At 63.1% G+C, this 25,863-nt stretch carries 16 protein-coding genes; 9 read left to right on the plus strand and 7 right to left on the minus strand.

Annotation, left to right across the window (positions count from 1 at the left end; translation table 11 throughout):
• Positions 1–128: 128 nt before the first annotated feature.
• The gene (locus tag ACYVBS_RS08015) at positions 129–1,484 is read right to left on the minus strand and encodes a DUF3987 domain-containing protein (protein ID WP_460822925.1); all 1,356 of its coding nucleotides are present in this window, start codon (positions 1,482–1,484) and stop codon (positions 129–131) included.
• Positions 1,485–2,222: 738 nt separating this feature from the next.
• On the opposite strand from ACYVBS_RS08015, the gene ACYVBS_RS08020 reads away from it, so the two are divergent.
• The gene (locus ACYVBS_RS08020) at positions 2,223–2,474 is read left to right on the plus strand and encodes a hypothetical protein (protein ID WP_460822927.1); all 252 of its coding nucleotides are present in this window, start codon (positions 2,223–2,225) and stop codon (positions 2,472–2,474) included.
• A gap of 207 nt (positions 2,475–2,681) precedes the next feature.
• A complete protein-coding gene (locus tag ACYVBS_RS08025) occupies positions 2,682–3,854 on the plus strand; it encodes a YagK/YfjJ domain-containing protein (protein WP_460822929.1) in 1,173 nt (390 codons plus the stop codon).
• Here the strand turns inward: ACYVBS_RS08025 and ACYVBS_RS08030 are convergent.
• From ACYVBS_RS08030 to ACYVBS_RS08040, 3 genes are read right to left on the minus strand one after another with little or no spacing between them, the layout of a single operon-like run.
• Positions 3,851–7,102 carry a type I restriction endonuclease subunit R gene (locus ACYVBS_RS08030; RefSeq protein WP_460822930.1) on the minus strand — a complete coding sequence of 1,084 codons (3,252 nt, stop codon included), beginning with the start codon at positions 7,100–7,102 and terminating at the stop codon, positions 3,851–3,853. The genes ACYVBS_RS08025 and ACYVBS_RS08030 overlap by 4 nt on opposite strands.
• Before the next feature lie 9 nt (positions 7,103–7,111).
• Entirely contained in the window at positions 7,112–8,386 is a 1,275-nt protein-coding gene (locus ACYVBS_RS08035) for a restriction endonuclease subunit S (RefSeq protein ID WP_460822931.1), read from the minus strand.
• Between the two features lie 8 nt (positions 8,387–8,394).
• Positions 8,395–10,464: a type I restriction-modification system subunit M gene (locus tag ACYVBS_RS08040; protein ID WP_460822932.1), complete on the minus strand. Its 2,070-nt coding sequence runs from the start codon at positions 10,462–10,464 to the stop codon at positions 8,395–8,397.
• Between the two features lie 218 nt (positions 10,465–10,682).
• Here ACYVBS_RS08040 and ACYVBS_RS08045 point away from each other — a divergent pair, with 218 nt between their 5' ends.
• Entirely contained in the window at positions 10,683–11,873 is a 1,191-nt protein-coding gene (locus ACYVBS_RS08045; protein ID WP_460822934.1) for a hypothetical protein, read from the plus strand.
• A 15-nt stretch (positions 11,874–11,888) separates the two neighbouring features.
• On the opposite strand, the gene ACYVBS_RS08050 is transcribed toward ACYVBS_RS08045, so the two are convergent.
• The 3 genes from ACYVBS_RS08050 to ACYVBS_RS08060 form a co-directional block, all read right to left on the minus strand.
• Positions 11,889–13,178: a tyrosine-type recombinase/integrase gene (locus ACYVBS_RS08050; protein ID WP_460822935.1), complete on the minus strand. Its 1,290-nt coding sequence runs from the start codon at positions 13,176–13,178 to the stop codon at positions 11,889–11,891.
• 501 nt (positions 13,179–13,679) lie between these two features.
• Positions 13,680–14,996 carry an ATP-binding protein gene (locus ACYVBS_RS08055; protein ID WP_460822937.1) on the minus strand — a complete coding sequence of 439 codons (1,317 nt, stop codon included), beginning with the start codon at positions 14,994–14,996 and terminating at the stop codon, positions 13,680–13,682.
• Positions 14,993–15,658: a response regulator gene (locus ACYVBS_RS08060; protein WP_460822938.1), complete on the minus strand. Its 666-nt coding sequence runs from the start codon at positions 15,656–15,658 to the stop codon at positions 14,993–14,995. The genes ACYVBS_RS08055 and ACYVBS_RS08060 overlap by 4 nt, the downstream gene beginning before the upstream one ends.
• Positions 15,659–15,874: 216 nt before the next feature.
• On the opposite strand from ACYVBS_RS08060, the gene ACYVBS_RS08065 reads away from it, so the two are divergent.
• The 6 genes from ACYVBS_RS08065 (at position 15,875) to ACYVBS_RS08090 (ending at position 25,697) form a co-directional block, all read left to right on the plus strand.
• Positions 15,875–19,093: an efflux RND transporter permease subunit gene (locus tag ACYVBS_RS08065; protein WP_460822939.1), complete on the plus strand. Its 3,219-nt coding sequence runs from the start codon at positions 15,875–15,877 to the stop codon at positions 19,091–19,093.
• Positions 19,090–20,214 (plus strand): efflux RND transporter periplasmic adaptor subunit, encoded by a 1,125-nt coding sequence (locus ACYVBS_RS08070; protein ID WP_460822940.1) that lies wholly within the window; start codon positions 19,090–19,092, stop codon positions 20,212–20,214. Before ACYVBS_RS08065 ends, ACYVBS_RS08070 begins: the two co-directional genes overlap by 4 nt.
• Positions 20,215–20,326: 112 nt before the next feature.
• Positions 20,327–22,306: a protein-disulfide reductase DsbD gene (dsbD, locus tag ACYVBS_RS08075; RefSeq protein ID WP_460822941.1), complete on the plus strand. Its 1,980-nt coding sequence runs from the start codon at positions 20,327–20,329 to the stop codon at positions 22,304–22,306.
• Entirely contained in the window at positions 22,306–23,160 is an 855-nt protein-coding gene (locus ACYVBS_RS08080) for a TlpA family protein disulfide reductase (protein ID WP_460822942.1), read from the plus strand. The genes dsbD and ACYVBS_RS08080 overlap by 1 nt, the downstream gene beginning before the upstream one ends.
• Entirely contained in the window at positions 23,157–23,948 is a 792-nt protein-coding gene (gene dsbG / locus ACYVBS_RS08085; protein ID WP_460822944.1) for a thiol:disulfide interchange protein DsbG, read from the plus strand. Before ACYVBS_RS08080 ends, dsbG begins: the two co-directional genes overlap by 4 nt.
• Before the next feature lie 99 nt (positions 23,949–24,047).
• Complete coding sequence (locus ACYVBS_RS08090; RefSeq protein WP_460822945.1) at positions 24,048–25,697, plus strand: bifunctional metallophosphatase/5'-nucleotidase; 1,650 nt, start codon at positions 24,048–24,050, stop codon at positions 25,695–25,697.
• Positions 25,698–25,863 lie beyond the last annotated feature (166 nt).

A 25,863-nucleotide genomic window follows, 5' to 3' on the forward strand; every position in this document is an offset into this window, starting at 1 on the left:
CGTCAGCCGTGGACGAACTGAACGGCAATGAAGAAACCCGCCAGCCCGCTCGATGGCGGGCTGGCGGGATGGACGCCGTTCGTCATTTTTTCTTTTGGGTAGGTCGCCCAACCAGACAACCTCCCTGGTCAAATCCGACCTTGGAACCCGTCGTTCCAAGCTTGTTGAACCGGCGAGATAGCCTCACGCACAGGAACCATGCTGAGTCGCATCTGCGCCCCCTCACCTGATTCAAGTACCACGCCCTCATCCACCAATCGCATCAAGGCGGTCCGGAAGCGCGCGTTATAGAGGCCGCTGCGGACAAATACCTTAGCCTTCAAAGCGTCGGGCTCCTGGTTGCGCCAGCACATCTCGCTGATGCAATGGACGATGGCCTTTCCGTCCTCGATCTCCCGCTGGAGCTGCTTTTGCTGGGTCGTGAGGCGAATGGGCGGAGGGGCGGGGAGAGGCTTGGGAGGGAACAGTTCCGCGAACTGGGCCATGTGCCATTGCACGATCATCCACGCCGCTTCCAAGGTGCGCTCAGAAACCTCTCCTACCTCGTCGCTGTAGGAATGGATGATTCCCGAGATGCGCGCGACATTCTGCATTGCGCGATTCGCGGCGTCCTGCACCGGCCAGTACGTACGGAAGGTCAAATTGCGGTGCTCGGCGGTGAACTCGTGCCACAGTTGAATTGCCTTTGGTGAGAAAGCCAAGGTTTCTGGATCGGTTTCCCCGCGCTCAAGCCGCTCGTGCCGTTCCCTGAGGAAAGACTCGACTTTGGCGTGGTACGCCTTCAGGTGCTCGTCCGGATCGTTTATCGAGTAGTCAACGGCGCCGCGAAACGTGGGAACCACGACGAAGAGGCAGCGAGCGAGGAACCCGATTGACCGTGCCATGTCACCGTACTTTTCAATGTAGGTCCCGAAGATGTCGGGCTGGACCATGATGAGGGCCGTCAGCATGGCGTTGTGTGCAATCACGCGGTCGCCCTTCCCTCGCGTGATCATCGCCCTGCCTTCTCCATCATGGAGCACGTTCAGCGTATCCAGATGCTTGCGGAACAGGACACTCTCCAGCACCTTCTGCCCCTCGTGAACCGAGATGGCAGTGGATTCGCCTACGCCTTCCAGGGCTTCCAGCAATCCACGGTTGCTGGTGTCTTGCAGAATGACGGACCGCAGTCGGCGGACACCCATGGAATGGGCCGAGCAATCTTCCTCCGCCCCGTACTCTCGTACCATCCGCTTCTTGCGCTGCTGGTAGTTGGTATAGCAGTGGATGTCGTGCTGGTTGTGGGCAAAGTGCACCAGCTTGTGCGTCCGGGTCTTGCCCGTCGTCGGGCCACCCAGCACGACCGTGAAGCAAGCAAGCGGCTCCACCCCATCGTCGGGTCGCTTGATCACCGCGCCGCCGTTGAGGCCTGCGCTCATTCCAGAAAGAAGCGTTCCAAGGGCCATGCCCGGATCCACGTCAAGCTTGATGGCAATTGCGTTCACCCACGTCCGGAGGAAATCCGGGAGACCCGCGAGGACGTCAGGGAGGGTATATCCCTGCGTATGGTTCGCGCCCCACATGGGCTGGAACGAAGGCGCGACGCCAAGGTGTGGTGCACTGGAAAATTGAGAGTTGAAGGTTTGCATAGAAGGGCTCGCAGTTGATTAGGTCGCACGGGTTTCGGCAGCCAGGTGGCTCCCTCTGCCGTCGTGTCATGCGCACCGGCGCCCGTTGGCACTGGTGGGTCGTTGAGCAGCAGTAGCTCATTCGACCGGCGCGAGCCTGGGGCAATTTCTTGCGCGGCGCATTGCTTCTCTTGGAAGCCAATTACTTTCCCTTCACACCCCGATATGGGACGGCAGCGTCTGGGGCCTCGCTAACGGGCTGTCGGTCGGGCCTTGCGACTTCTTGGCTCGGTTCTGCGCATTGCAATGCGTCCCTGCGGATTTTTTTTTGCAGGGACTTAGTTCGCACTTAATGAAATCAATCACTTGCGTCGAAAAAAATATTCCCGCAGCAATGCAGGGCGTTACGCCGACGCGCCTGTCCTCTTCTTGATTCTGCCCTGATGCTGGCAGTGCGGTCGGCACGAGCCGCACGGCAGGCAGCCGCGAAGCAATTCACTTCCAAAAGAACCTTCGCGCCACCCTGGGCGCTGGCGGCAAGCTGGCGGCGCTCCGAAGTTACGGAGCCCGGACCACATCACCCAGCACCGCGCCAACGTATTGAGCAAGACGAAAATGGACACGTTCGACAGCAGGGGGTACCTGCTCAGCCGCTATGGCCTCCGGATGAACAAGAAGGAGGTTTGCTTCGAGGCCAAGAAGAGCAGGGCCACGATCGACAACATGCGCAACCCACGGCACCGCAGCTTTGATCGTCGCCTGGTGGAAGCCCAAGTGGCAATCGAGGGCGACGCCGAGAACGGTGTTCCAGTGATCTTTCGCACCGTCGGCATCGCCGATTGGCTGGAAGGCGTCCCGTCGCGCTGATGGCTGGTTTGAACACTAACTCAGTCGACATGCAGATCAGTGGTTATTGGGAAATATCAGGAGGCCGATCTGGGGCTGAGCCCAGTATGCCCACCTGAACTTGATCGATACATACGGTGCGTGTGGCGAGTAGTTCCGGTTCTTATGTTTTTACATTTCCATTCAATCAATTGGATTGCTTTAGCAAGGCCAAAGTAGAGGCGTTACGTGAACACGATTACCGAAGAAGATATCAAGATGGCGAAGAAAGCTGAGCGCGTGCACGAGCTCATCGCAAACCGTTGTACCCACTATCCCGATGGGACGCGGGTGATTACCAGGGAGTTCGACTCGGCTCTTTACCTTGAGCGACTGATGGCTATTGCCAAAAAGATCGCGTCCTCGCAGGAGGACGTGTCAACCCTTGTGAAGGCCAGGGGAGGGCATCAGGTTCCCCGTCTGACTCGTCTAGGCGAGGAGTTACTCCTAGCCTGCAAAGGTTATCGTGAATTCTTCCACGTTGGTCTCGGGGCTGACGAGCGGTCCAGGTACAGGGAGCACAGGCTCCACCCGTACCTGGACGTCGCTGCTGAGGCGATTTCGGGCGTAGAAGCGACTGTGAATGACGCCGCGGCCTTCAAGGACTACGAGGCCTTGGCTAAGGAAATAAATCAGTTGGCTGTGGCCATCCGGACACGGTGCAAGGACCCGCGATTCAAGGCGGAGGTCAAGAACTTCGTTCGCAACGCCGAGGCAAAGCTGGCGAGGGCGTTGCGCTACCTTTTGAGCCTGTTCAAGAAGCGATCCCGCTTGCTGGTGCTCCGGGTCGACCTGTACGTCCGGGAAGAAGGCAGGGCATGGAGCTACTCGGAGGAGGCTGATGAAGCGTTCGACAAGTTCGCTGCGGCGCTGTCCAGCAGCCAAATCGTCCCTGACGTGATTGGATGGATGAGCGCCCGTGAAAACGGGGCAGAGCGCGGTCGGCATTACCACGTGCTAGCGGTGCTGGACGGTCACAAGCACCACGCGGGCGCGAACCTCACCCGCATGCTCGGCGAGTACTGGGTCAACGAGTGTGTCGGATCCGACAAGCTCGGTAGCTATTTCAACTGCTTTGCCTTGGCGGACAAGTACAAGCACCTGGGCATCGGCATCATTCATTTCACCGATGGCGAGAAGCTGCTCGGTCTGTACTACGCAACGCGCTACTTGTGCAAAGACGAAGTGCAACTCATTGCGACAGGGGAGCGTTCACGCAACTTTCGACGCGGGGTCGAGGATAAGAACTACGTCCGCCTAGGGGCCCCACGCCTGAAGGATGACGATCTGTCGCTGGCTCGCCAGGTACTTCTGGGGCAGGTGCGTCCCACTACGGCAGTGAAGCCGACAAAGACGGGCTAGCCACTGAGGCCAGACAGGTCAATGTTTTTCCCAGACTTGAGCATTTCGTAGATCAATGCGGTGAAGGGGGCCAAGGCCTGATGGTCCTGCTTCAACAGATGTTCGGCCTGGGCTTGGTGCGAAAGCATTGCCCGAACGACGGCTGCCTGGACCGTCCCTTGGATGTTGCCATTCATGGCAACGTCGCGGGGATTGTTGGCAACTTGCGCCATGGTGTTGACGTCCTCACGCGCGATATCGGCGACTTGGTTGGCCATGGCCACCTGGTCGGCGAGCGGAGTGGCCTCGCCGAAGATCGAATTGAGGCGGGCGATCACCTGACGCAGGTAGACGGGCAGCGGGGCCTGCCCCCCACCGCCGGGGCCGACGGGCTTGAGGATGACCGAGGTGTCCTTCGGCGGCTCATCCGAACCGGGCATGTTCTGTGCCTTAAGGTCGAAGCCGGTCAGGACCAGCGCAGATACATCGACTTGCTCGGGTGGCACGCCGTGTAGCCGCTTGGCCAGCAAGCGAGCGAAGCTGGCGAAGGCTTCCAGGCCCGCATCGCCCAGGTCGATGGTCTGGGCGATGTAGGTGTAGAGCGAACCGAAGCGGGTTAGGCCGGACTTGAAGTCCAGCAAATGCTGCAGGCTTTCGGCGTGCGCCGTCCGGGTCGCGTCGGCCTGTTTCATGCCGGCCTCGTTGCCTTGAACCTTGGCTACCTCGAACGCAGCTTCCGCTGCCTGGATGGCGGCACGCTCGGCCTTGACCCTGTCATTGAAGCGCTGTGTTGGGAAGCTTGTTGCGGCGTACAGCTCCTTGTGCAGCGCCTGCTCCCCCGCCGCATAGGCCGCGGCGGACTTGAAGCGCACGGCGGTGTAGTCGGTCACCTCTTCCGGCGTGTAGATCCCGGCCTTGTCCAGGTCGGCCTGCAGGTCGTAGATGACGTTGGGGTTCTGGACATCGACGATGCGAGCGCCAGCGTCGTATTTGGCGAAGGCGTCCAATATGGCCTGGGGCTCGTTGACGAAGTCGACGACGAAGGTGGTGTCCTTGCCGGGCGCTGTGCGATTGAGGCGAGACAGTGTTTGAACGATCTCGACCGGGTTGGCGATCTTCTTGTCCAGGTACATCGCGCACAGCTTGGGCTGGTCGAAGCCGGTTTGGAACTTGTTGGCCACGATCATCACGCGGAACTCAGGCCGGTCAAAAACCTTGCGCAGATCGGTACCGTACTGGCGCGGGTTCATCGAGGCTTCGGTGAACTGCTCGTCGTCCTGGGCAACGAATGGATCGTCCTTCAGCTTATCGTCGGAGGTATGGACGACTTCCTTGCCCGACAGCGCGCCCGAGAACGCCACCAGGGCCTGATAGGCCTTGTGCTGGGGGTGAGCGGCGATGTAGGCGTCGAAGGCGCGCTTGTAGCGGACCGCGGACGCACGCGACGAGGTCACGATCATGGCCTTGGCCGTACCGCCCAGAAGCGGCGCCACGTTGGCTGCGAAGTGCTCGACGATGAACTCGACCTTCTGGGTGACGTTGGTGGCGTGCAGGTTGAGCCATTTGGCCAAGGCGCGCTTGGCGGCCTTCTGCGAGACACGCTTGCCGTCCTTCACGGGCTCAGCGAGGTTGAATGCGGTCTTGTAGGGCAAGTACCCCTGCATCACATCGAGGATGAAGCCTTCCTCGATCGCCTGGCGCATGGGGTACTTGTGGAAGGACTGCGGCAGGTTGTCCTTGCTGGCCGGTCGGGTGGGGTCGGCGGGACGACCGAACAGGGTCATGGTGGCGTGCTTAGGCGTGGCCGTGAACGCAAAATAGCTGACGTTGTTTGGGCGCACGCGCGAGGACTGGATCTTTTCCAGCAGCTCCTCCACTGTGAGGCCTTCCATCTCCTTGGCATCGCGCAGGGCCAGCGTGGCCTGCAGCTTGGAGGCGGCTGAGCCGGTCTGGCTGGTATGGGCCTCGTCGATGATCACGGCGAAGTTGCGGTCTTTCAGCTTGCCATTGGTCAGCACCTGCTCCATGGCGTAGGGAAACGTTTGCAACGTGACCACAATGATGGGTGTGCCGCGCTCCATGGCCTCCGCCAGCTCCGCAGACTTGCTGCGGCCCGTGTCCTTGTCGCCGATGGCGGCAATCAGGTCCTGCTGGTGGTCGATCTGCTGAATGGCATCCTGGAGTTGCTTGTCCAGCACCGTGCGGTCGGTGACCACAATGACCGAGTGGAAGTAGGGATCGCCGTTATCCGGCGTGCGCAGCCGGATCAGGTCATGAGCGGTCCATGCGATGGTGCTGGTCTTGCCGGAACCTGCAGAGTGCTCGCAGAGGTAGGTCATGCCAGGACCGTTCGCATTAGCATCGGCAATCATCCGGGTAACGGCGTCCCACTGGTGGAAGCGCGGGAAGATCTGCGTTTCCTTGCGGTGGTGGTTGCCGGCCAGGTCCACCACGTCCTTCTTTTCGGTGTACACAAAGCTGTGGAAGATGCGCAGCCAGTTGTCTCGCTGGCAGACCTGCTCCCAGAAGTAGGCAACCGGATACTCCCCGTCCTCACGGATCGGGTTTCCGGCGTGGCCGTCGCGCCCCATGTTGAAAGGCAGAAAGTAGGTGTTTGTGCCGTCCAGCTTCGTGGCCATCTGGATGTCACTGTCTGACATCGCGAAGTGGACGACCGCGCCGCGCTTGAAGGTCAGCAACGGCTCGACGCGCCGGGTGGTCGGGTCCTTTGGCAGCCGGTCGTTCTTATACTGCTCGACGGCGGCGTCCGCGGACTGGGTGAAGTCGGTCTTGACCTCGACGGTTGCCACGGCCAAGCCATTGATGAAGAACACTAGGTCGATGGCCAGCTTGCTGCCAGGGCGGTACATGAGTTGCGGCACCACACGAAGGATGTTCGCGTTGTAGCGCTCCCACGCCGATGGATCGCGCTCATCCTCAGGCAGGCCTTCGCTCAGGGCAATCTCGCCTGCACCTGCCACCTTGATGCCCTTGCGCAGAACGTTGACCGTGCTCTCGCGTTCCAGGGCCTGGGCCACGCGGTCCATGAGCGTTGCCGTGGCCTTGTCGCCATTGCTGGCGACCAGCTTCTCCCAGCGCTTGGGCTGGGTCGCCTTCACCCACTCAACCAGATCCGCGGGGTAGAGCGCGTGGTTCTGGTCGTAGCCGGAGGTCTCGCCTACCCGCCAGCCACGCGCGGCAAGCTGCTTAACGATGTACTCCTCGAAGTAGCGCTCGCGGTGGGCAGTGTCGGTGAAGGCAGGGTGCATGGCGTGTCCTTAGGCCGCGTCGCGCAGGTCGATCTTGCCGGTGACGGCAGCGGTGATGAGGGCGGTGCGGTGTTCGCGTAGCAGCTCGATGGATCGTTCCGTATTAGCAATCAAGGCGTCGATACGCGAAGTGGCCCGATCGAGGTGCGCAACAATGACTATTTGCTCATGCTTCGGGGGGAATGCAAATCTGTAGGTCCGAAACTTTTCTGCAGGAAGATGGGATATCGTCGATTTCGTATCACCCTCGTTGAATGCGCCGGACGCAGAGGCAGCCATGAGGGCGTAATACATGAATTTGGGGGAGTCGCCGATTCGCGGGCGGAGCCGGTGAAGTGCTTTTTGATACCCAATTCGCTCACCCATCCAAACTGCGGATCTTCCCACCTCGCCGCCCTCGCATACGAGCAGATCCTCGCGAATCGCGGTATACCGTTCAATCTCATTCGGATGAATATCCATAACGGGCAGGTCTTGTGTATTTATGCCCGTCCACTGGACGTCCCTGTTTCTCAGGTAGGGAACCGGATGTTTCCCACTCATACGTTTCTCGTCGAGCATTTTCCCCAAATCAACAGAGAATCTGAAATTTAGCTTTGCTACGGACCAGTTTTTCGGCACGTATCCCAGCCATTTGACCCCGCTGTCCTTCATCGCAACACGAGCATCCAGTCCTTTGGTCACTGCATGCGTGATCGTTGCCTGACGCTTTTCGCGTAGAAGATTGATGAAGTGAGTCTTCTTCGCGACCAAGGCGTCAATGCGTGCCATAGCGCGGTCGAGATACTCGGCAATGGCAACCTGTTCTTCCAAGTCAGGCAGCGGCAGCTTGATTTTCTTGACGTGGTTGAAACTTAGATCCTGTCCGTCGCGTATGAAGCTTGAGGTCAGTCGCAGAGCTTGTACGTAGAGGCTGCATTTCATGAGTGCCCCGAAGTATGGGCCATGCACTTGTTGGCTTGCCTTCAATACAGAATAGGACGAGCGCACGCTGCCAACAGCGTGGGAACGTTCAAGTCCTCCATCCATGCTCCGCATGCTGATAACGAAATCACCGATCTCTACGTGCTTGCGCATGTCGAAATTCGTGGAGGCCTTCGTAACCTGTCGTTGCTCTAAAGACTCAAATTCTGCAAGAGGAATGACCCCGTACTTCTGCGTCGCAGACAGCATCTGGTCTCCACAATGGGCGCGCTCTTTGCTGTCCGTGAAGAGAACTCCAGGAGGGACTATCTTCCAGTGTGCTGGCACTTTGCCCAGCCACTCGACCCCGCTGTCCTTCATCTGCCTACTCACTCCGCAACCTCATCCAGTAGAGCGGCGATTTCCTTTTCCACAGCCTTCAGCTCCGCATCGATATCGTGCAAGTCGCGTGGTGGCACGTACTTGTAGAAATAGCGATTGAAGTTGATCTCGTAGCCAACCTTGCCGCGCTCGCCGTCCTGGTCGTCCACGAAGCTGGCGTCTACCCAAGCGTCGGCTACATGGGGGAGGACTTCGGCGGCCATGTAGGCGTCGATTGATTGGTCCAAGGGGACGCTCTCGAAGTCTTCGAGTTCCTTGTCAGGGATCAGGTTTCCGTCGGCGTCGCGCACTTCCGGGGCGTCGGGGTCGCGAACGCCGAATGCAGCCTCAAGGGCTGTGGCAAGCGGCTTGGCGATCTTGGGTAGACCCACCTTCTTGGCAACAGCGGCCAAGGAGCCGAACCAGGAGTAGGGGTGGGTCTGGCCCAGACCCTTGCGCAGCAGGGAGAGCCAATTGGCTTGCTCGGTGTCGTCCAACTTGGCGAATGCCCTGCTGGCCTGCAACGTTGCCAACCCTTCCTCGGTGACCTTGGCGACCAGACGCAGTGGGCGCTGGACCTTGATCCTGCGGTACCCGAAATCACGGTAGTCGACGATCCGGACGGTCTCGCCTTCCTGGAAGTCGGCATAAAGGCGGGCGATGTCGTGGATCTGATCATCGTTGATGAAACGTCGCTTGTTGCCCTCGGACTTGCGCATGGGCGTGTGGATACCCGTGGCGTCGATCAGCTGGACCTTGCCCTTGCGGACTTCTGGCTTGTTGTTGGACAGCAGCCAGATGTAGGTGCCGATGCCCGTGCGGAAGAAGATGTCGGTGGGAAGGGCGACGATGGCGTCGATCAGGTCGTTTTCCAGGAGCCAGCGACGGATTTCGGTTTCGCCCTGACCTGCGTTGCCCGTGAACAGGGGTGAGCCCGACAGAATGATGGCCGCGCGGCCTCCGCCTTTGGCGGGGCGTTCCAACTTGTCGACCAGGTGCTGGATGAAGAGCATGGAGCCGTCGGACACGCGCGGCGTGCCTGCACCAAAGCGACCTTCGAAGCCTTTTTCCTTAGCCTCGCGCTCGACAAAAGCCTGGTCCTTCTCCCACTTCTTGCCGAAGGGCGGGTTGGAAAGGCAGTAATGAAAGTGCTTGCCCGCGAAGGCGTCCTTGGACAGCGTGGACGCGGGGCCGGCAATGTTGGCCGACAAGTCGCGCGCGGGTTCAGTTTCCAGGCGCCGCAGCAGCATGTTGGCCAAGGCGACCGCATGGGTCTCAGGCTCCAGCTCCTGGCCGAAGGGGATGAGGACCGGTGGCGCCTTGTCGCGGGAACGCAGCGCATCGACGTGGTTCATCGCGTCCGTGAGGAAGCCGCCCGTGCCGCAGGTGGGGTCGTAGAGCGTACGGATCAGTCCAGGGTTGTTACGGAACAACGCGTCGTCCGGGTCGAGCAGCAGGGTCGTGGCCAAGTGGACCACGTCGCGCGGCGTCATGAAGTCTTCGGCCGCTTCGTTGACCTCCGAACCGAAGCGGCGGATCAGGTGCTCGTAGATGTTGGACATGACGCGGTCCGGGACTACGTCGGGGTGCAGGTTGGTGCCAGCGAAGTTCTGACAGATCTTGAACAAGTTGTCTGCGCGGGCAAGGCGCGCAATCGTGTCAGAAAAGTTGAACTGATCGAAAATGACGCGGGCATTGTCTGAGAAGCCGGCAATGTAGGCCTCCAGGTTGGACTTGGTCTTGGTCGCGCCCAGGGTCGCCAGCGAGTACTGCGACGTGTTGTAGAAGGGCAGGCCCGCGGTCTGGCGCAGGACCAAGTCGATGTCCATCCCCTTGTCCTTGACCTTCGCGTGCATGGCCCGGACTGACTCCCGGGTGGGCTCCAGTACACATTCCAGTCGCCGGAGCAGGGTGAAGGGCAGGATGATCTTGCCGAAGTCGGTGTGTCGGAAATCGCCCCAAAGGTCTTCGGCGTTCTTCCAGATAAAGGCTGCCAAGGTGGTGTCGCTGGGTTTGGGGGCCTCGGCTTGCCGAGTCCGCTCGCTCCGCGACAAGGTCACGTGCTTGTTCTTGCTCATTTTGCCCTTTCGGTTGGTTTCGAGGCGGCTCCCCGCCGCCGGCCCCACTAGTGCTGGGCCATAGCGCCAATCATAGGGGGGGCGACGGGTCGCAGGCGACCCGGAACCTTTCTCAGGCTTCGATCTTTCTCCGGGATTGGGCGCAGAGACCACATCTGCTTAACTAGACGCTGCATGTGGCGGCCCTTTGGCTGGGCCAGCGCTAGTTGGGTGAAGACATGACGCAGGATAAGGACCAGGGCCCAATCCGGTTGGTGCCATTGGTTAGTGCGGGAGAGGGCGTAGACGACCGTGAAGTCAACGACCGGTTGTTGGCGCTCTGTATTGAAAGATCAGTCCATGGCTTTGCGCGTGTCCCTCCAGGCCATGTGGCAGTAGTGTACGAGCACGTAAACAAGCAATCCGAACGAGCGCTGTTTGAGCCTGAGCGCACTGTGATCACGTACAAGAGCGGCCCGGCCATTGATAGACAGGTCAAGTACGTCGGTTTGGACAAGGCGGATCTTCGCGAAGTGCGAGACTCTGGCGAAGCCGTCATTGAAGCATTTATCAATGACGGCTTCGCTAGCTGGAACGCAGGACTGTTCCCCTGGCCAATCAAGTATTGCGTCATTCAAAGGGATCGCCACAATCCATTTGTCGCGGGCAGCCGAATGCTTCGCGAGCGCCTGTTGGAAGGGCTGGTTTACCCTGTTGTCCAGAATATTCGATTGAAGGACGTGCTCGTGACGGCCGAAGACGGGGCCGCGCTTCGTAGCCTTCTGCAATCTGAGGTCCCGGATAAATGGGGGCACAAAGTAGAGGCGCCGAGCGTGTTTCGCGTTTATCAGTGCTCGCAGCGTGAGTACGATTCGGAGGCTATTCAAATTGAGCTACTGAAGGATCAAAGCGGCGTGTTCACCAAAGCAGGTGCGGAAGCCTCCGCAATGATCATCAAGCAGGATGTGCGCGGCAATGCGGTGAAGGGTATTGCGGTCAAGAAGATAACGAACAACGAGGTTGGAAAAGACTATTCAGATGCGTCTCTGTCAAAACGCATGAGCTTGCTCCTGCTAGCGACAGATTGTTGGATTCATGATCGTGCCTTGCGTGACCAAGCGAAAACGGGCTCGGTCAACAAGCGTGCTGAGTTGGAAGTCGCTCGTAAAGACCCCAAGACGCGTCCTAGTCGTATAACGCAACTTGAGAAAGAGTTGCTCCAACTTGAAATGGCTGAGCGTGAGTCCATTCGGGGACGGCTCTATATGCCTTCTGGGTTGGATGCGTATCTCGAGGAATTGGGTTTCAGAAAAAATCAGGTGAAACATCTCAGGCGCATCATTACTGGGGAAAAGGCGACCGGGCGGCATGCGAGTACTGAGCGGTCGGTAGCGCCTGGGTCAGCGGGCGGTAAGGCACGCAGGAAGTGATCTGTGCTCACGTGGTTAATGGCAGTAATCTGCCCATTCCTGCATGAGCAGCTTCCGTGGTCCGAGTAGTGCGTCGCGGGCGTAAGCCGCTCGGGTCGAGTCACTGTTTACGTGCGCCAAGGCCAGTTCGGATACCTCATCTGGGTGGAGCGTGAGATTTCGAGCCCAATCCTTGAAGCTGCTGCGGAACCCGTGCGGCACGGCGATTTTCCTATAGACAGGGTCGAGAAAGCCTTTGCCGCCGTTTCGAATGCTCGATTCATGCATTCGTTTCACCAGAGCGCTGAGTGCCATGTCACTTAGCGGTGCGCCGCTCTTGTTGGTGAATGGGTAGGGATGGCCATTGGATTGTTGGTGTTTCAGCAGTTCCAGCGCTCGGTCGGACAAAGGAACCGAGTGATCACGGCCCCGTTTCATCCGGATGGCCGGAATCGTCCAAATCTTCTTCTTCAGGTCGAACTCGGTCCAGGATGCGCTACGCACCTCATCGGATCGCGCGGCGGTCAGGATCACAAACTCCAAGGCACGTGCAGCCTCGGCCTCCTGGGCCCGAAGGGCTTTCATGAAGCTGCCCATGCGTTGATAGGGGAGTGAGGGGAAGTGACGCTTGCTGTGGCTTGCTTTGCCCAAGAGAGGCTCCAGCGTCTCACTTTGGGCTGGGTTGTCGCCAGTAATGAGCTTCTTGACCTTGGCATAGCGGAACACCGCGGCGAGGTCGTGAAGCAGCTTTTTTGCCGTCGGGTATTTCGTGCGCCAAATGGGTTCCAGCACCGCGGCGACGTCTTCTGCGGTCAGGTCCGAGATTAGGCGGTCACCTATAACGGGTAGGACATACAGATCCATCCGGGTTCGCCAGCCGCCTTTCGACTTTGTCTCGTTCTTGTATCCAGCGGCCTTTGCGTCAATCGCCTCCTTCTCGCAGTCTCTGAACGTGCGCAACTTTGCCTGAGCGGCAATGGCCGCGCTGAGGGCTGCTTTACGCTCCGCTTTCGGGTCTATCCCCTGTGACGTCCTCGAAAGGTAGTCTGCGGCCCTCTCGCGAGCTGCCTGCAGGCCAACGGTTGGATACTTGCCTAGCCCGAACTCACGACGGACCTGGATCGTCGCCCCGGGGATCGTGGCATGGGGCTTCGTCCCGGTGGTGACTCGCAGCAGCCATGACTTCGCCCCGTTTGGGGTAACTTGGATGTAAAGCCCCGACGGCTCCCCTGCCACAGCGAAGCGAACAGGGTGCTTCTGCCCTGCAGCTGGCTTCAGTTTTCTGATCGCCAGGTCCGAGCCTAGGCGTGTTGGGATCCTCGGCATTTCTACCCCCCTAAAAACCCCCCTACATGAGCTGGATTGTATTGGTTTGGGTTAGGCGGCGCTAGTCGGGTTGCGCGCCGTAAGTCACGGAAAATAAAGGCGTAAATTGCCAGTTACCCCTGCTAATGCCGACTAAGGATTCCTACGCTTGGCTCCTTCCGGGCGCGCCATATAAAGCAGAAAAGCCGCTGACCTCAGCGGCTTTTTTGCATTTTGATTCTGGGCTGTTCCTCGGATAGCCCCTGCGAGTGCAGGACGCGGACATACACCTGTGAGGGATAGGAGGCGCTACGTAGGGCGCCACGGTATCAATCCAAATCTCGGTCGCCTAAGGCAGTCATGGCGACCATTGCACGCCGAAGGCTAGCGAGGACGTGGCGAGACAGGCATTTGTTCAAGCCTTCGCCATTCAAGTGTCCACGGTGGAGCTGGCGTTATTCCAGCTGATGCGCCCACTGAATTACCATGATTGCATGGCTGCAGAAATCAACTGTTCCGTGTTCATCGGACCGGCAGCCGCAGGGTCGCGCGCAGGCCTCGGCGCTCGCTAGATTGGAGGGCGAGCGAGCCACCAAAGCGACGCGCGATCGCGTCGGCAATCGCCAAGCCCAAGCCGCTGCCACTTTGGGCTTCACGACCCCGCCAGAATCTTCGCGTGGCCGACTGAATCTGTAGGTCCGTCATGCCTGGCCCATGATCAGAGACGATAAACGACACGTGCCGTCCATCGCATTGCGTGCTGATCTCGACGCTGTGATCAGGTGGTGAGTAGCGAAGGGCATTGTCGATAAGGTTCCGCAGGGCGGCGACGGCAAGTGGGGGCGGCACTTCGAGGACCATGGCTCCGCCTCCGTCCCAGTAGCTCTTCACCCGCTGGGAAGCGGCTTCGCCGCACAAATCCACCGCGCGTGCCAAGGCCTCGTCGGCCGTGGCATGAGTCCCGTCGTCGAACGATACGTGCGCTTCCACCCGTGCGAGCATCAGCAACTGTTCAAGCGTGGCCCGCATGCGCGCCACGCCGGTGGTGGCATCGGCAATTGAGCCAAGCGCGGCATCGCCGGCGGAAAGTCTTGCGACCTGGAGGTGTGTGTCGATGATCGTGAGCGGCGTGCGCAGTTCATGCGCGGCGTCGTTCGTGAAGTTGCGTTCTCGCTCCAGGGCCTGGCACATCCTTTCGAGCAGGTCGTTCAACGCCGCAATGAGAGGCTGCAGCTCGGCCGGCAGGCGACTACCGTCAATCGGGTCTGTCGCCTCCGGACTCCTGGCTGACAACGAGCGCCTCAACCCGGCCAGCGGCGCGAGGGCGCGGCCCGCGCCGAGCCACAGTGCGAGCAGACCGCCCACGGCCGCGATCAGGAAGGGAACGCCGGCGGCCAAGGCGACCCGCTTTCGCAGCAGGGCGCGCTCGTCGAGTCGATCGGCCGTGGTGATGTCGAAATTGTCGGTACGCAGCGTGTAGGTCCGCCATGCCTGCCCATCCACCACCGTGGTGCGGTAGCCCGGGGCCGATGTCGAGATCGGAGCACGGTCGCCCCCGCGGGTCGTGGCGATGACCTCACCACGCAATGAGCGGATCTGGCAGGCCATGCCGCGCGAGCCGGGAACGGACAGTGCTCCTTGCGTGGAGATCAGCGAGCCACTGCCGCCGCCCGATTGCACCAGGAGGCCAGCCACCATCCGCGCCGACATCGCCAGGCGATCGTCCAGTGTCCGCTGCAGGCCGCGGTCGAGGTCACGCAGCATCCACAGTGCCGCGCCGGTCCATAGCACCGCCACCGACAGTCCGATCGCGAGAAGCAGGCGAAGGCGCAGGCTCATGGATTGGCCCAGCCGAAGCGATAGCCGAGCCCACGGACGGTGATGATGACGTCTGCACCGAGTTTGCGACGCAGGTTGTGGATGTGGACGTTGATCGCGTTGCTTCCCACGTCCTGGTCCAGGCCGTACAGCCTGTCCTTGATCTGTTCGCCGGTCAGGCACCGGCCATCGGCCTGGATCAGGCTGGCAAGCAACGTGGCCTCGCGCCGCGACAATTCCACGACTTCGTCGCCCAACCACGCCTCTGCGCTGGTCGGGTCGAAGCGCAGTGCGCCGGCCTCGACGATGTTGGAGCCACGCCCGCTGGAGCGTCGCATCAGGGCATGCAGGCGTGCAACGAGCTCGCCCAGGTCGAACGGCTTGACCAGATAGTCGTCGGCGCCGGTCTGCAGGCCTTGGATGCGATCACCCACGGCGTCCCTTGCCGTCAGCAGCAACACAGGAACCGTGTTGCCCTGTTTGCGAAGACGCGAGAGCAGGTCCAGGCCGTCGCCGTCGGGCAGTCCGCGGTCGAGCACGACCGCGTCGCAGTCCGCGTGCGCGAGGGCGAGCTCGGCCTGGGCAGCCGTCGGCACGGTGTCGGCGGTCAAGCCGTAAGCGCGAAGCCCGGCGACGATGCCACGTGCAATGAGCTCATCGTCTTCAACAACCAGGATGCGCATTGGTGCTCCGCAGTGGTTCCGGTAAGCGGGATCAGGAGCGGAACGATACTGCAAAGACGCCTCATGGCTGCGCGCGACATCGCTTAATTCTCGCTTAATCCATGCCGGTTACGGTGCCTGCCCGATGCCGAAAGGACGCGTGTGGACGGGCCTGCCCGTCCGCTTGGCGATGCCCGTCATCGACGCCCACTTTCTCCTGAGCCGGTCGAAACTACGATGTGGATTGTCCAGTACGCCCTGAGCCGCCGCTACACGATCGGCGTGCTCGCGGTCCTGATCCTGCTGTTCGGCGTGCTCGCCTCCCGCCGCATGCCCACCGATATCCTGCCTGAGGTAGGTATCCCTTCGATCAACCTGGTTTGGACCTACAACGGCCTGCCGGCCGCCGACATGGCCGCCAAACTGACGTCGTTTTCCGAAGTCGCGATCATGAACAGCGTCGACGACCTCAAGGAGGTGCGTTCGACCACGCTCAACGGAGTGAGCCTGATCCAGATCGACTTCCAGCCTTCGGTGAGCCTCGATCGCGCGCTGGGGCAGGTCACGGCCGTGTCGCAGACGATCCTCCGGCGCATGCCGCCCGGCACGTCGCCCCCGCTTGTGGTCCGCAATAACCCGTCGAGTACGCCGGTACTGATGCTGGCCCTGTCATCGGACACGCTTTCGCAGGCCCAGCTCTACGACTATGCGCGGCTCCAGCTTCGCTCGCAGATCCAGACGATTCCGGGAATCCGCATGACGCTGCCCTACGGGGGAGCGCCGCGGCAGATCATGGTGGACCTGGAACCCGTGGCATTGCAGACCTACGGCCTGACGCCTGCCGACGTTGCCGCCGCGCTTGAACGCGGAAGCTCGACGCTGCCGTCCGGGTCGATTCGCGAAAACGCGCGTGAAATGCAGGTGTCGCTGGAGACCAGTCCGGAGTCGGTGGAGGCCTTCCTGGACCTGCCGATCGCATCCCGTGGCGGGACGACGGTCTTCGTGCGTGACGTGGCCTCGGTGCGCGACGGTGACGCGCTACAGACCAACATGGCGCGGACCAACGGGTCGAGCGCGGTGGCCGTGGCGCTGATCAAGCTTGGCGGCGCCTCGGCAGTGGACATCGTGCGTGCGGTGCGGGCGCGACTGCCCGAGATCGAGGCGTCCGCGCCCCCGGGGACGCGCGTGACGGCCTTGTTTGACCAGTCCGTGTTCGTGGACAACGCCATCGGTTCGATCCAGCACGAGGTACTGATCGTCGGCTTGCTCGTGGCACTGGTGGTGCTGCTCTTCCTCGGCTCCTGGCGGTCAAGCCTGATCGTGCTCTCGGCCATCCCGCTGGCGTTGCTCGCGTCGATCACGATGCTCGACCTGCTTGGGTACACGTTCAACGTGATGACCCTGGGCGGACTGGCGCTGGCGATCGGGATTCTCGTCGACAACGCACTGGTCGACGTGGAAAACACCCACCGGCACTTGGCCATGGGCAAGCCCGTGCATACCGCGATTATCGACAGCGCACGTGAGGTCGTGTTTCCAGAGCTCGTCTCCACGGTTTCCATCTGCATCGTGCTGACGCCGATCCTGCTGATGACGGGCCTGTCGGGCTGGGTGTTCACGCCACTCGCGCTTGCGGTGATCTTCGCGATGCTGGCTTCGTTCCTGCTGTCGCGTACGTTGGTGCCCGTGCTCTGCTACCTGCTTTTGCCCGCGGACATGCGGAGCCGACAGGCGCCGCGTTGGGCAGCAGAGCGGCGGTTGATGGCCGTCAACCATGGGCTCGAACACGCGCTGGACGGGCTACGCGAGCGGCACGAGCGGCTGCTGGCGAGAATCGGGCAACGCCGCGCCCTACTGGTTCTGGCGGCGTCGGCGGTCTTGGTGATCGGCGCGCTGTCGGCGCTGTCGTTGGGTCGGGAGTACTTCCCGCAGGTCGATGCGGGCCAGCTCCGGCTGCAGGTTCGGATGCCTGCCGGCACGCGACTGGAGGAAACCACCTCACGCCTCACCGATATCCAGCGGGAAATTCGGCGGATCATCCCGGCGCAGGAACTGGAAACCGTCTACGAGCAGGTCGGGGTGCCCGATGCGCCGAACCTGGCCCAGGTCGACAGCGCCGTGGTGGGAGGGTTTGAAGCGGAGCTCATGCTGCAGCTGCGGGCGCCGCATCTTCCAAGCGCGGAGTACCTGGCGCACATCCGGCAGCGCATCGCCGAGCGCTTTCCTGACGTGCAGTTGTTCGAGCGCCCGCCGGACGCCACCAGTCGAACGCTTGCCGGTTCGGCGGCCGCTACCTTCGAGGTGCGCTTCATTGGCCGGGACCGCGCCGGGAACCTCGCCTTGGCACGCGAGCTCGAAGCGCGACTGCGGGAGGTGCCAGGGGCCGTGGACGTGGCGCTGCGTCAGGTGCTCGACTTGCCTGAGTATCGCGTCAGCATCGACCGCACGCGCGCCGCCCAGCTCGGCCTTGATTCGCGCGAAGCCGCGCGGGCGGTGCTGACCGTGCTGGGCGCGGCCGGCACCGTGACTCCGGTGTATTGGACCGACACCGCCAGCGCGCTGGCATACACGGTGCAGGTGCAGGCGCCGGTTGACCGGGTGACCTCCGTAGAGGCGCTGCTCAACATGCCGCTTCGCATCGGCGAGGGCGGCCAGGCCGTCCTGCTACGCAACATCGCCACTGTCACGCTGCGCAAGGTTCCCGCCAGCCTGGCGCGGACCACGCTGGCGCCGACGTTCAGTGTGTTGGCGAACGTCCAGGGCACCGACCTGGGCGCAGTCCACGATCGTCTCCAGTTGCTCACCGAGAAGCTCTCAGTCCGACTGAAGCCCGGAAACCGTATCGAGATCGGCGGGCAGGCCGGCGAAATGCAGCGCGCCTACGGCGAACTGGCTGCGGGGTTGGTGATGTCAGCGGTCCTCGTGTTCCTGGTGCTGGTGATCAATTTCCAGTCGTGGACCCAGCCCTTGATCGCAATGTCCGGACTGCCGTTCGCAATCGCCGGGGCAGCTGCAGGCTTGGCGGTAACCGGTACGCCCCTCAGCGTGCCCGCACTGATGGGCGTGATGATGGTGATCGGCGTGTCGACGGCGAACAGCGTGCTGGTCACCAGCTTCGCGCGAGATCTCGTGGCCGAGGGACGGTCGGCCGCGCAAGCGGCCTACGAGTCCGCGTCCGTGCGTCTTCGCCCGGTGCTGATGACGGCCGTGGCGATGATGCTCGGCATCGTCCCCATGGCGCTTGGCCTTGGGGAAGGGGGAGAGCAGAACGCACCTTTGGGTCGAGCAGTGATTGGCGGCTTGTTGTTCGGCACGCCGGCCACGTTGTTGGTGGTTCCGACCCTCTTCGCGCTTCGCGGACGACGTTTGTCGGCCGCGTTCGGTGATGGCTTGCCCGTGAGCGATGCCAAAGGCCGTCAACCCAGCGAGAGTTTTCCTAAAGGAGTTTCCCGATGAAGCATTTCCCTGCCACTCCCGGCCGCGTTACCGCGAAATTCGTCGTGGCGGCCGCGCTTGCTGCCTGTGGGGCCGATGGCGGCGACGGCGTATCTGTTGAGGCTGTTCCGGAAGTCCTGACGGTGCGAATAGCCCCCGCCGAAGCTGTCCAACTGCTGCGTCTGCCCGCGTTCACGCAGCCGCGTGAATCGGCTCGAATCCATTCACGCGCGACCGGTTTCGTGGAGCGTCGCCATGTGGACATCGGCGACCCGGTGGAGGCCGGTGCCGTGCTCGCGGTGATCTCGAGCCCCGAAGTAGACGAGGCCGTGCGGGAGGCGCGGGCGCAATTAGCGAAGGCGCAGGCCGACGAAGCCTTGGCTCGCTCGAATCACGACCGTGCGCGGGCACTGGTGGAGTCGGGCGCGGTGTCCAGGCAGATGTACGACGATCGCAGGGCGAACCTGGAGGTTGCCGCCGCGAGCCGCGCAGCGGCAAGCGCGCGATTGGCAGCGGCCCGCGAACGGCAGTCGTTTCTGACGATCCGCGCGCCGTTTTCAGGCCGGATCGTGGCACGCAATATCGAGCGCGGTGATCGCGTGACAGGCGATGCGGCAGCCGGGTCGCCGCTGTTCGAACTCCAGGCGATCGACCCGCTGCGAGTGGTCGTTGATCTTCCGCAGAGCGTGGCCTTGCAGGTGCGGTCCGGGATGAAGGCGGATGTGACCTTGCCCGAATTGCCTGGGCAAACCATGTACGCGCTGGTAGAGCGGACGTCGGGCACGATCTCGGCCGGGGCGGGGAGCATGCGCGCCGAACTGCGCCTGCCCAACCCACAGGCGCGAATCCCGGCGGGCATGGCGGGCACGATGATCCTGCGCATTCCACGCACACGGCCGGCCGCGCTGGTCCCGAACACCGCGCTGATTCGCGACGCGGGCCGCAGCCGCCTGGCCGTCGTCGAAGCTGAGCGGGTTGAGTTCCGGGACGTTGCCCTAGGCCGCGACCTGGGGACTCGGACCGAGGTGCTGTCGGGGATCGCACCGGGCGAGCGTGTGGTGTTGTCGCCCAATGCATTGCTGACACCCGGGGCAAAAGTCCGGGTGCGGGCAGCGGGTCCAGCATCAGAGCGTCGGACCTGAATACTGGCGCGAGCAGAACACGCGCCTGCGCGCCTGTATGCGAGCTTTATCGTCGCTGGGCGGGGCGCCGCTCTTAATTCCCACTTAATCCGGCGCCGTCAGCCTGTGGGCCATGCGAAAGACACTGCTGAGCGCATTGCTGATTGCCTGCGCGATTCTTCCTTTCGGAATGCCGGCTCACGCAGCCGGAGGCATTTTCGGAGACGAGCCTGAGTTCCTGGAGGCGCGGGACGTGTTCCGTGTCGAAGTAGCAGGCGTCACGGGCGACGCGGTCCGCATGCGCGCGAACATCGCGCCTGGCTATTACGTATACCGCCACCGCCTGAAGCTGGAGGCGGGCGGCACCGCGATCCCCCTGGACCTGCCACGGGGGCAGTCCAAGACGGATGAGTTTTTCGGTACGACGGAGGTCTACCGCGACGCGGTCGAGTTCGACGCGCGCCCCGCCGGCGCGACGACAGTCACGCTGCACTGGCAGGGCTGCGCGGACGCCGGCATCTGCTACCCGCCGCAGAAGCTGGCGTTATCGCTGCCCGCCGCGGCATCCGCGCCGGCGCCGCGGGCTGCGGTCGCCGTGCCCACTGTGCCTGCGGCGGCCGCGCCACTGGCGGCCATGGCCGCACAACCATCAGAACCGGTGGTGGGCGCTGCCCGAAACACGGACCCGGGACAGATCGCGCGGCCCTTGGCCCAGACGCCATCCGCTTCGGTGTCCCCGACACCCGCGCCTCGCGCCGAAGCACCGGCGTTGCCGCCAGCCGAGCGCACGCAGCCGACGCTGGCGGACGACGAAGCCCTCGCACGTCGCCTGGCCGGCAGCGGACTCCCTGCAGCGGTCGCCGTGTTCTTTGGCCTGGGTCTGTTGCTGGCGTTCACCCCATGCACGTTGCCCATGGTCCCGATCATCTCCAGCCTCGTGCTGGGCGGTCGCCCCTCGCCACGTCGCGCGCTGGCGTTGTCCGTGGCCTACGTGTTGCCCATGGCGATGACCTATGCCGGACTGGGCGTGGCGGCCGGCGTCAGCGGTGCCAACTTGCAGGCGATGCTCCAGCAGCCGTGGTTGCTGGGAAGCTTCGCAGGGTTGTTCGTCGTCTTGGCATTGGCGATGTTCGGCGCGTTCGAGCTGCAACTGCCGGCATGGCTGCGAAACCGCTTGGACCGCGCCGGGCGCAACCGATCTGGCGGCACGTTGGCGAGCGCGGCGGCGATGGGCCTGCTGTCGGCCCTGCTCGTGGGGCCGTGCATGACGGCGCCCCTGGCAGGTGCGCTGCTCTTCATTGGCCAGTCCGGCGACCCGTTGACCGGCGGACTGGCGCTGTTTGCGCTTGGCCTGGGCATGGGGGTGCCGCTGCTGCTGATCGCGGTATTCGGGGCGCGCATCCTGCCCAAGCCGGGCCCGTGGATGACGCGGGTGAAGGCGGGGTTCGGCTTCCTGTTGCTCGCGCTGGCCGTCTCGATGGCGGGGCGGGCCTTGCCTGCACCGATGACGCTGGCCCTGTGGGGCGCCTGGCTGTTCACCGTTGCAGCGGGATTGTTGGCGATGGCCGCCACCGACGGCCACAGTCCACTCTGGCGCTGGGCGCCGCGCTCGCTGGCGGCGATGGTGTCCGTCTGGGCGATGGCGCTGATGCTCGGAGGCGCAGCCGGGGCCCAAGATCCGTGGCGTCCCCTGCAGGGATGGGGTGGACGCGCCGCAAGCGCAGCGACCACGCAGCCGGCCCCCGTCTACGTGGACGTCAAGTCGAAGCAGGACGTTGCCATTCGGCTGGCGGAAGCCGGCAAGCGCGGGCAGTGGACGCTGGTGGACTTCTATGCCGACTGGTGCGTGTCCTGCCACGTGATCGAGCGCGAGGTGTTCGGCGACCCGGCGGTGGCGGCCGCGCTCGCGCGCATGCAGGTCCTGAGGCCCGACGTGACCGCGAACGATGCGACCGACCAGGCCTTGATGCACGCATGGCAGGTCGTCGGCCCGCCAACCCTGCTGCTGATCGGGCCCGACGGCCGTGAGCGCAGGGCATTGCGCACGACGGGCGAGATCGGCCCGGCGCAGTTCCTCGAACGCCTCGAGCGCGCACGCGCCGGAAGGTCCTGATGGCCAGTATCGGTCCCGTTCCCATGCCAGTGGTGCTGATTCTGATCGCACTGCTCATCGCCGCAGGCGTCGGTCGGTGGGCGGCGGCACCCCGGGGCGATGAGCCCCGCATCGCTGTCGCAGGCACGTTTCTCGACATGCTACTGGTCGCGCTCCTCGCCGGCCGTCTGGTGTTCGTGCTGCAGTGGTGGCCGCAGTACGCGGCGGACCCCTGGTCAATCCTGCGGCCGGGCGATGGCGGCTACTCCATCTGGGCGGCGGTGCTCGGGGGCCTGGCCTTCGGCATCTGGCGGGCGCGGCGTACGCCAGCGCTGCGCCGCCCCCTGTTGTCGGGGGCGGCGGCTGGTCTTGCCAGTTGGGCACTGCTTGCCGGATCGATGCTGCTGATGCAGCGCGCCGCAGTGCAACTGCCCACCACTGAGTTGAACCGTCTGGAAGGCGGCACGGTGCGGCTGTCGGAGATGACGGGTCGGCCCATGGTCGTGAACCTGTGGGCGACCTGGTGCCCCCCGTGCCGGCGCGAGATGCCCGTCCTGGCCGACGGCCAGGCGCGAAACCCGTCCGTCGAGTTCGTGTTCGTCAACCAGGGCGAGGGCGAACAGGTGGTCCGCGATTACCTGGAAAAAGGCGGGCTGCAACTGCGCAACGTCGTGCTCGATCCCTTTTCGGGTGTGTCCCAGGCGACTGGGGCCCGTGGCCTGCCGACCACCCTGTTCTTCGATGCCGAGGGGCGACTTGCCGACGTTCACATGGGCGAGCTCACCCGCGCCGGTCTTGCACAAAAGCTGCAGCGTCTGGGCTCCGCACGCGCAGCGGGCCTGAATCCATTCCCCACAGAAGAGAGAAGCCGATGAAAGCATCCACTCCCACGCTCCTGGCGCTCACGCTGGCGCTCGGCGGGATGACCGCCTGCACCCGCGCCGAGGAGCCGGCAGTCAAGCCCGACAAGGCACGTCCAGAGGTCATCAAGGCGGTCCAGGCCCAAGGGCTGGAGGTATTCGGCGAGTTCCAGGCGCCCGGCGGGTTGCGCGGATTCGCGGGGCTTGCGGGGCAGCGTCCGATGGCGGTTTACGTGACGCCCGACGGCGAGCACGCGGTCGTGGGCATGCTCGTGGACGCACGCGGCAAGGATGTGGGCGACGCCCATCTGCAACGCCTGGTCGCTGAACCCGTTTCCCAGCGCACCTGGGCCCAGTTGGAGAAGAGCCATTGGGTCGGGGACGGTCGCGACGACGCCCAGCGCATCATTTACACCTTCAGCGACCCGAACTGCCCGTTCTGCAACCGCTTCTGGCAGGCGGCCCGCCCGTGGGTAGAGGCGGGCAAGGTGCAACTTCGCCATGTTCTGGTCGGCGTGATTCGCGAGGACAGCGCGAACAAGGCGGCGGCGATCCTGACGGCGGCGTCACCGGGAGACATGCTGGCGCGCAACGAACGGGCCTACGCCACGGGAGGGATACCCGGATCGGCGGCAGTACCGCCCGAAGTGCGCGCCAAGCTGGACGCGAATGAGCGCCTGATGGTCGAGCTGGGATTCCAGGGCACCCCGGGCATCCTGTTCCGCGATGCCAAGGGGCTGGTCCAGCGCCGTTCGGGCATGCCCTCGGCCAGCGACCTGCCGACCGTGCTCGGCCCTCGATAAGCCTGCCGCGGCGCCTTGATCCAACCCTGATCCTGGAACTGCTACACGCGGAGTTCGCTGCGCGTACGCCACGCGCCCCCCGAACCGACGAGGCATTGCATGCAACTGCGCGTTCTTCACATGGGTGATCTCCACGGTCACCTGATGCCCCGAGCCCACTTGCGCAGCGATGGCACCGGCCGGCCGGAGGGCGGACTGGCACGCCTGTATACCCTCGTGCGGCGCCTGCGGCAGCAGGCGCCGCACGCCCTGTTGTTCAACACCGGCGACACCGTGCAGGGCAGCGCCGAAGCATTGTTCACGAAGGGTCAGGCCCTCGTGGACGTGCTCGACCGTTTCGACATCGACGGCTTTGCGCCCGGGAATTGGGACTACCTGTACGGCAAGGCCCGGTTCCTCGAACTCTTCGGTCCTGGCAGCGACGGCGTCCAAGGCTGCCGCTGGGGTGCCATGGCCGCAAACGTGTACGACGCGGACACAGGCAAGCGACTGTTGCCAGGTTCGCGCCTGCTGGAGATCGGTGGGGCGCGCATCGCCGTACTCGCGCTGTCGAGCGAGCGCGCGATCAATGCGCTGGGCGCATGGGTCACGGAAGGGATCCGCTTCAGCAGCGACGCGGCGGAAATCGGGCCTTTGATCGAGGAGGTTTGCGCGAATGGCAGGCCGGATGCAATCGTCCTGCTCTCCGAATTCGGGCTGGCCAAGAACGTCCTGATCGCACAACGTCATCCTGAGCTCTCGATGGTGCTCTCCTCGGACATGCACGAGGAGACCCGCGAACCGGTGGTCACCGCCCAGGGTGTCCTGGTCTCGGAGGTCGGACAGGACGGGACCCGCCTGGGCCAGTTCGACTTGGTGCTGGAGCACGGGCGCGTTCGCGACTGGCGCTATCGGTTGCATACGGTGGATGACACCATCGACGAGGATGAAGCAATCGCTGCACAGGTGGCCCACGTGCGCCGCCCCTTCGTGTCCGGACCGGGGTTCCGACCGCACGTGGATCCGATCAGTGGGGCCACCCTGGGTACGCCCATCGACACCGTGGTGGGGCATGCCTGCACCGGATTGCATCGAAGCGGCTTCGCCCACGAGCCCGTTCCGGCGGTGGTGCACGGCACGTCCAGCCAGTACTTGGCAGAGGCCTTCCGGCAGCAGGGCCGTGCCGACGTGGGCCACATGCGCGGATTCCGCTATGGCACCCATGTTGCCCCCGGCCCCGTCCGACTGGAGGACCTGTACCACTTCATGCCCGTCGGCCCGCAACTGGCAACGGGCGTCGCAACAGGCGCAGCGATTTCCCGCGACCTGGAACGTAGTGCGGACGGCGTCTTCAATCCTGACCCGTTCTCATGGACGGGCGGCTGGCTAGACGCGTATGCCGGTTTGCGCTTCGACCTTGATCCTTCCGGGTCCAAAGGGGGGCGCGTGTCGAACGTGCAGGTGCAGCAATTTGGTCGGCAGGACTGGCAGCCACTTAAGCCCGATGGCCAGTACCGCATAGCTGGATACTGGTACGCGCGCCAGCCGAAACGGGTTGGTAGCTTCGATGTGGAAGCAGTCGCTGTCATCCATGGACATGACGATGCGGTGCGCGACGCCTGCTCGGTCGTGGCGGATAACCTTGCAAAGGGACCCGCCCAACCCGACATGACGGGGGTTCACCTGCTCACTCCGCTCCCGGCCGCTTTGTACGGCAACCAAGAAATCCAGCCCTTGGGGGGCGTGCCAAGCCGCGCGCAAGACGAGTAGGGGCCCAACATCCCTCTGTTGGGTGTGTCGCGGGAAGACCCCTGTCAGCCGTGGGAGCTTTCTGCCATTTGCGGGCAGTAACCTCGCGACGCCTTCAGGAGAGATTCGGCCTACCCCCCCCACGCGCGGACACCGGGGACGGCGAAGTCGATGAACTTCGGATACG

It is taken from the genome of Lysobacter olei (assembly GCF_054777355.1).